A 5,462-nucleotide genomic window follows, 5' to 3' on the forward strand; every position below is an offset into this window, starting at 1 on the left:
GCGTTCAGGGTGTGTTCCAGCACGTCAAGGGCGTGACCAGCGCCRTCTCGGGCTATGCCGGCGGCGAGGCCGCAACGGCCAACTACGAAGCCACCAGTTCCGGTCGCACCGGCCATGCCGAAGCGGTGCGCATCAGTTACGACCCGAAGCAGATCAGCTATGCGCGGTTGCTCCAGATCTATTTCTCGGTCGCCCATGATCCGACCGAGTTGAACCGCCAGGGACCGGACGTCGGCAGCCAGTACCGCTCGACCATTTTTACGGCCAACCCCGAGCAGGCACGCATCGCCAGGAACTACATCGCGCAGCTCGACCGCGCCCGCGTCTTCGGCAAGCCGATCGCGACCACCATCGAGCCGCTCAAGGCCTTCTATCCGGCCGAGGCGTACCACCAGGATTTCATGACTCGCAATCCCGACCACCCCTACATCGCGATCAACGACCTGCCGAAGGTCGACAACCTGAAGAAGGTGTTTCCCGCCAGCTACCGCGCCAAGGCGGTGCTGGTGGGCGCAGGCGGCTGAGGGATCAGACGCTGGCCGGGAGCGGACCGGCCGGCGGTCCGTAGGCGTTCGATTCCGGCTGGCTCGGCTGCACCATGAAATAGAGCAGCACCAGAGTGCCGATCACCGGGACCAGCCCGAGCAACAGGAACCAGCCGCTGCGGCCGACGTCATGCAGGCGGCGAGCGCCGACCGAGAGCAGCGGCAGCAGGAAGGCCAGCACCACGAGGTAGTAGAGGTACTCGTGGATCAAGCCCGCCACGACGGCCACGATGACATAGGCCAGGATGAACCACCAGTATTCGGGCCGGGTCGCACGGCCAGAAAACTCGACGTACTTGCGAAAGCAGGTCTGGACCGCCTGTTGAAAGTTCATGCACAACTCCTCTTGCTGATTCCCCACGGGACAACCCCGTGGTCATCATATCGAGCAGGCTGCCGACTTTGATGAAAGCTAGGCGCGCGGGCGCAGGCGCTGCAGCAGGCCCGCGGTCGAGGCGTCGAGTCCCTGCACGTCGCCGGAGGCCAGCCGCGGCTCGATGTCCCGGGCCAGCACCTTGCCGAGCTCCACGCCCCACTGGTCGAAGCTGTTGATGCCCCAGAGGGCGCCGCTGGTGAAGACGCGGTGCTCGTACAGCGCCAGGAAGGCGCCGAGGGATTCCGGCGTCAGCTGATCGAGGACGAAGAAGGTGCTCGGCCGGTTGCCCGGGAAGTTCTTGTGCCCGCCCGCGTCGCGCTGGCCGACCATGAGCGCCTGCGCCTGCGCCAGTGCATTGGCCAGCAGCTTGGGTTGATGGCCCGCGAGCTCGTGCGCCGCATCGCGCACCGCGATGAACTCCAGCGGCGTCACGTCGGTGCCCTGGTGCAGCATCTGGAAGTACGCATGCTGCCCGTTGGTGCCCGGCTCGCCCCACAGCACCGGCGAGGTGCCGAAGGTCAGCAACTGGCCGGCCATGTCGACCTGCTTGCCGTTGCTCTCCATCTCGAGCTGCTGCAGGTAGGCCGGCAGCCGCTTGAGCGCACTGTGGTAGGGCGCGATGCTGCGGGTCGTGAAACGATGGAAGTTGCGATACCAGACGTCGAGCAGGCCGAGGCGCACCGGCAGGTTCTGCTCGAGCGGCGCGGTGCGGAAGTGCTCGTCCATCGCGTGCGCGCCGGCCAGCAGGCCGCGGAATCCCTCGGCGCCGATGGCCAGCGCGATCGGCAGGCCGATGGCCGACCACATCGAATAGCGGCCGCCGACCCAGTCCCAGAAGCCGAAGTTGGTGTCGATGCCGAAGGCCTTCGCGGCGGCCACATTGGTGGTCAGCGCGGCGAAATGGCGCGCGATATTCACGCCGCCCGACTGCTCGAACCAGCGCTTGGCCGACTGCGCGTTGGCCATGGTCTCGGCGGTCGTGAAGGTCTTCGACGCGATCAGGAACAGCGTGTGCTCGGGCGCCAGCCCGCGCAGGATCCCGGCCAGCTCGTGGCCGTCGACGTTGGAGACGAAGTGGAAGCGCTTGCCCGGGGCCGAGAACTGGTCTAGCGCCAGCACCGCCATCTGCGGGCCGAGGTCGGAGCCGCCGATGCCGATGTTAACGACGTCGGTGATCGTCGAGTCCGAGCGCACCTGGTCGGCGTAGGCCAGCATGGCGTCGAGCGTCGCATGCACGTCGCGGAAGGCGCCCGCCAGCTCGCCCGCCACCGGCGCCGAAGCCGGTCGCCGCAGCAGGGTATGCAGCACCGCGCGATCCTCGGTGGCGTTGATGTGCCGCCCCGCGAACATCGCGTCCCGATGCGCCTCCAGCCCGGCTTCGCGGGCCACGGCCTGCAGCAACTGCTCGGTGCGCGCGTCGACGAGGTTCTTCGACAGGTCGGCGAAGACGAAGGGCGCCGACTGGCTCAGCGCCGCGAAACGGCCCGGGTCGCTCGCGAAGGCCTTGCGCATGTCGAAGCCGAGTCCGGCCGTGTCGTAATGCACCTGGAGGGCCCCCCAGGCGGCTGTGCGATCGCAACGGGTAGTCATCGTCAGGTCTCCATGAGTCTTTCGAGCTTGACTGCATCGGCCGCGAAGGCGCGAATGCCCTCGGCCAGCTTCTCCGTCGCCATCGCGTCCTCGTTCAGCGCAAAGCGAAAAGCCGCCTCGTCGAGCGAAACCTTCGGGATCTCCAGGCGCTTCGCTACCTCGGCGTCGAGCGCATGGACGAGCGGCGCCTCGCTGGCGGCCAGTTCGGCCAGCAGTTCGGGGCTGATGGTCAGCAGGTCGCAGCCGGCCAGCGCGGCGATCTGGCCGACATTGCGGAAACTGGCGCCCATCACCTCGGTCGCGATGCCGTTCTTCTTGTAGTAGTCGAAAATCTGGCGCACTGAATTCACACCCGGATCGTTGGCACCGGCATTGGCGGCCTCGTCCCACTGCGGGCCCTGCGACTTCTTGTGCCAGTCGTAGATGCGGCCGACGAAGGGCGAGATCAGCTGCACCTTGGCTGCCCCGCAAGCCGCCGCCTGGGCGAAGGAGAACAGCAGCGTCAGGTTGCAATGGATGCCCTTCTGCTCGAGATGGCGGGCGGCCTCGATCCCTTCCCAGGTCGAGGCGATCTTGATCAGCAGTCGCTTTTCGACATCGATGCCCTCCGCCCGATAGAGCGCGACGATGCGCTCGGCGCGCGTGATGGTGGCGTGCGTATCGAAGCTCAGGCGCGCATCGACCTCGGTCGACACTCGGCCCGGGATGATCGACAGGATCTCGGTGCCGAAGCGCACCAGCAGGCGGTCGATGACCTCGTCGATCGACGCTCCCAGGTGCTTGTTCACCACCTCATCCAGCAGCGGACGGTATTCGGCCTTCTGGACCGCCTTCAGGATCAGCGACGGATTGGTGGTCGCATCCTGGGGCTTGAACTGCGCGAGCTGGCGGAAGTCGCCGGTGTCGGCGACCACGGTGGTCCATTGGCGGAGGGCATCGAGTTGGTTCATCCGGCTATTATCCCGCCGCTGCACTACATGGCGTGTGGTTCGCGGCTGACGCGGCCCTGGGCTCACGCCCACTAATCTTTGTGTTCGATTGGTCGCCTTCCGGAGGAATCCCATGTCTTTTCGCAGCCACCGTGCACCCCCGCCCGCCGCCTTCGACGACCGCGCCCACAGCGCCTCGATCGGGACCCTGGCGACCGCCTTCTGCATCGGCGGCGTCCTCACCCTGCTGGCCCTCTCGAGCCATCGCACGGCTCGCACCGAGACGGTCGCCGGCCCGGCGGATGGCGCGCCGCTGATGCGCGCGCCGCTTCAGGTGGTGGCACCCGTCGACCTCAAGCGCTATGCCGGCCTCTGGCACGAGCAGGCCCGGCTGCCCAACCGCTTCCAGAAGCCATGCACKGGAACGGTGAGCGCCGAGTACACGCCGCTGGCCGACGGCACCGTGGAGGTGCGCAACCGCTGCGTCCTGGCGGACGGCAGCTTCGAGGAAGCCGTCGGCTCGGCGCGCGTCGTACCAGTCGCGGGCCAGCCCGGCGCCGGCCGCCTGGAGGTGCGCTTCGCGCCCGATTGGCTGGGCTGGCTGCCGATGGTGTGGGGCGACTACTGGATCCTTAAGCTCGACCGCGACTACGAGGTGGCGCTGGTCGGCACGCCGAACCGAAAGTACCTCTGGGTGCTCTCGCGGGCGCCGCGGCTGGACGACGCCCTGCTCCAGGCCGAGCTGGACTACGCCCGCACGCTGGGCTTCGATGTCGACAAGGTCGAGCTGACCGGCAGGTAGGCGGCGAGCTGCACCGGGAGTGCGCTGGGCCGCTCGCAGTGGATCGCCTGCCAGCCGAACTCGCGCGCCGCGAGCACGTTGGCCAGCGAGTCGTCGATGAAGACAGTCTTCGAAGCGTCGATACGATACCGCGTCGCCAGCAGCTCATAGATCTCTCGCTGCGGCTTGATGACCTGCACGTCGCCCGAGAAGATGCCGCCGTCGAACCACTGGAAGAACGGGTGCCGGTATTCGAGCACCCGCGCGTAGGGCGACGGCATGTTCGACAGGTAGTAGAGCCGCAGGTCTTCCCCGGCGTCGCGGCGCACCCGCAGGCCCGCCAGCAATTCCATGGTGACCGCGATCGGTTCCAGCCGCTCGCCCATCGGCGCCAGCACCTCGCTGAGCCGGTCGGCCGGCAGCGCGAGACGCAGCGCCATGCGGCCGATGGCGTCGTCCAGACTGTGCGTGCCGCGGTCGAAGCCGAGCCAATCCTCGTGATGGAACATCTGGCGCGCCAGCGTGTGCGCGGCCTCGGCGGTGGGCGCATGGGGCGCCAGCTGGGTTTGAACCAGGGCGACGGGCTCCCAGCTCAGGAGCACGGCACCGAGATCGAAAACGACATTCATGCGGCAAGCGGTACGACGGAAACGCCATGGCTGGCGAGGGACAAGGTGGTCTGGGCGCCGGCGGTCAGCGGTCGCGCGAGGTCGCTCGAGACGACGAACACCGGGCCCAGCGCGGTGTCGAAAGCATATTCGTAAAAGCTGCCCAGGTAGGCCGCCTTGCGCAGCGTCGCCGGCAGTCCGATGGCGGCGCCGATCAGCCAGGCCTCGGGCCGCACTGCCACCTTGACGAAGCCTGGCGCCACGTCGTAGCGCGGCGTCAGGGTCAGTGGTCCCAGCTCGACCCGGCCGTCGGGCTGGGCGAGGGCCGGGAACACCATCGCCTCGCCCATGAAGCCGGCGACGAATTCGCTTCGCGGATGGCCGTAGAGCTCTTCGGGCGTGCCTTGCTGCGCGATCACGCCGTGGTCCATGACGATGATCTGGTCGCTGACCGCGAGCGCCTCGCTCTGGTCGTGCGTGACATAGGCGACGGTGAGCTGCAGCCGCTGCTGCAGGCCGCGGATTTCCTCGCGCATCTCGCGGCGCAGCCGGGCGTCGAGATTGGACAGCGGCTCGTCGAACAGCAGTACGGAGGGTTCGACCACCCGCGCCCGCGACACCGCGACGCGCTGC

Annotated in this window: 7 protein-coding genes; 2 read left to right on the top strand and 5 right to left on the bottom strand. The window is 67.7% G+C overall.

The genetic code is table 11. From position 1 onward, the window contains the following. The coding region (gene msrA / locus AC1DY5_RS40360; RefSeq protein ID WP_478120059.1) for a peptide-methionine (S)-S-oxide reductase MsrA at positions 1–524 on the top strand (524 nt) is incomplete at its 5' end. 4 nt (positions 525–528) lie between these two features. Here msrA and AC1DY5_RS40365 read toward each other — a convergent pair. From AC1DY5_RS40365 to tal, 3 genes are all read right to left on the bottom strand, one after another. Further along, positions 529–879: a DUF805 domain-containing protein gene (locus AC1DY5_RS40365; RefSeq protein ID WP_478120060.1), complete on the bottom strand. Its 351-nt coding sequence runs from the start codon at positions 877–879 to the stop codon at positions 529–531. Between the two features lie 78 nt (positions 880–957). Continuing rightward, positions 958–2,511, bottom strand: coding sequence for a glucose-6-phosphate isomerase (gene pgi, locus AC1DY5_RS40370; protein ID WP_478120061.1), 1,554 nt, complete (start codon positions 2,509–2,511; stop codon positions 958–960). A 2-nt stretch (positions 2,512–2,513) separates the two neighbouring features. Beyond that, positions 2,514–3,461, bottom strand: coding sequence for a transaldolase (gene tal, locus AC1DY5_RS40375; RefSeq protein ID WP_478120062.1), 948 nt, complete (start codon positions 3,459–3,461; stop codon positions 2,514–2,516). Positions 3,462–3,573: 112 nt separating this feature from the next. Between tal and AC1DY5_RS40380 the strand changes: the two genes are divergently transcribed. Next, the gene (locus AC1DY5_RS40380) at positions 3,574–4,242 is read left to right on the top strand and encodes a lipocalin family protein (protein WP_478120063.1); all 669 of its coding nucleotides are present in this window, start codon (positions 3,574–3,576) and stop codon (positions 4,240–4,242) included. Here the strand turns inward: AC1DY5_RS40380 and AC1DY5_RS40385 are convergent. Together AC1DY5_RS40385 and AC1DY5_RS40390 are read right to left on the bottom strand one after the other, a co-directional pair. After that, positions 4,188–4,850 carry an HAD family hydrolase gene (locus tag AC1DY5_RS40385; RefSeq protein WP_478120064.1) on the bottom strand — a complete coding sequence of 221 codons (663 nt, stop codon included), beginning with the start codon at positions 4,848–4,850 and terminating at the stop codon, positions 4,188–4,190. The genes AC1DY5_RS40380 and AC1DY5_RS40385 overlap by 55 nt on opposite strands. Next, the coding region (locus AC1DY5_RS40390; RefSeq protein WP_478120065.1) for an ABC transporter ATP-binding protein at positions 4,847–5,462 on the bottom strand (616 nt) is incomplete at its 5' end. The genes AC1DY5_RS40390 and AC1DY5_RS40385, both read right to left, overlap by 4 nt.

It is taken from the genome of Variovorax sp. P4_D9 (assembly GCF_056401695.1).

Excerpts from the sequence above, each read along its gene's own strand:
- AC1DY5_RS40365 (WP_478120060.1), bottom strand. The coding sequence starts at position 879 with ATGAACTTTCAACAGGCGGTCCAGACCTGCTTTCGCAAGTACGTCGAG.
- pgi (WP_478120061.1), bottom strand. The coding sequence starts at position 2,511 with ATGACTACCCGTTGCGATCGCACAGCCGCCTGGGGGGCCCTCCAGGTG.
- tal (WP_478120062.1), bottom strand. The coding sequence starts at position 3,461 with ATGAACCAACTCGATGCCCTCCGCCAATGGACCACCGTGGTCGCCGAC.
- AC1DY5_RS40385 (WP_478120064.1), bottom strand. The coding sequence starts at position 4,850 with ATGAATGTCGTTTTCGATCTCGGTGCCGTGCTCCTGAGCTGGGAGCCC.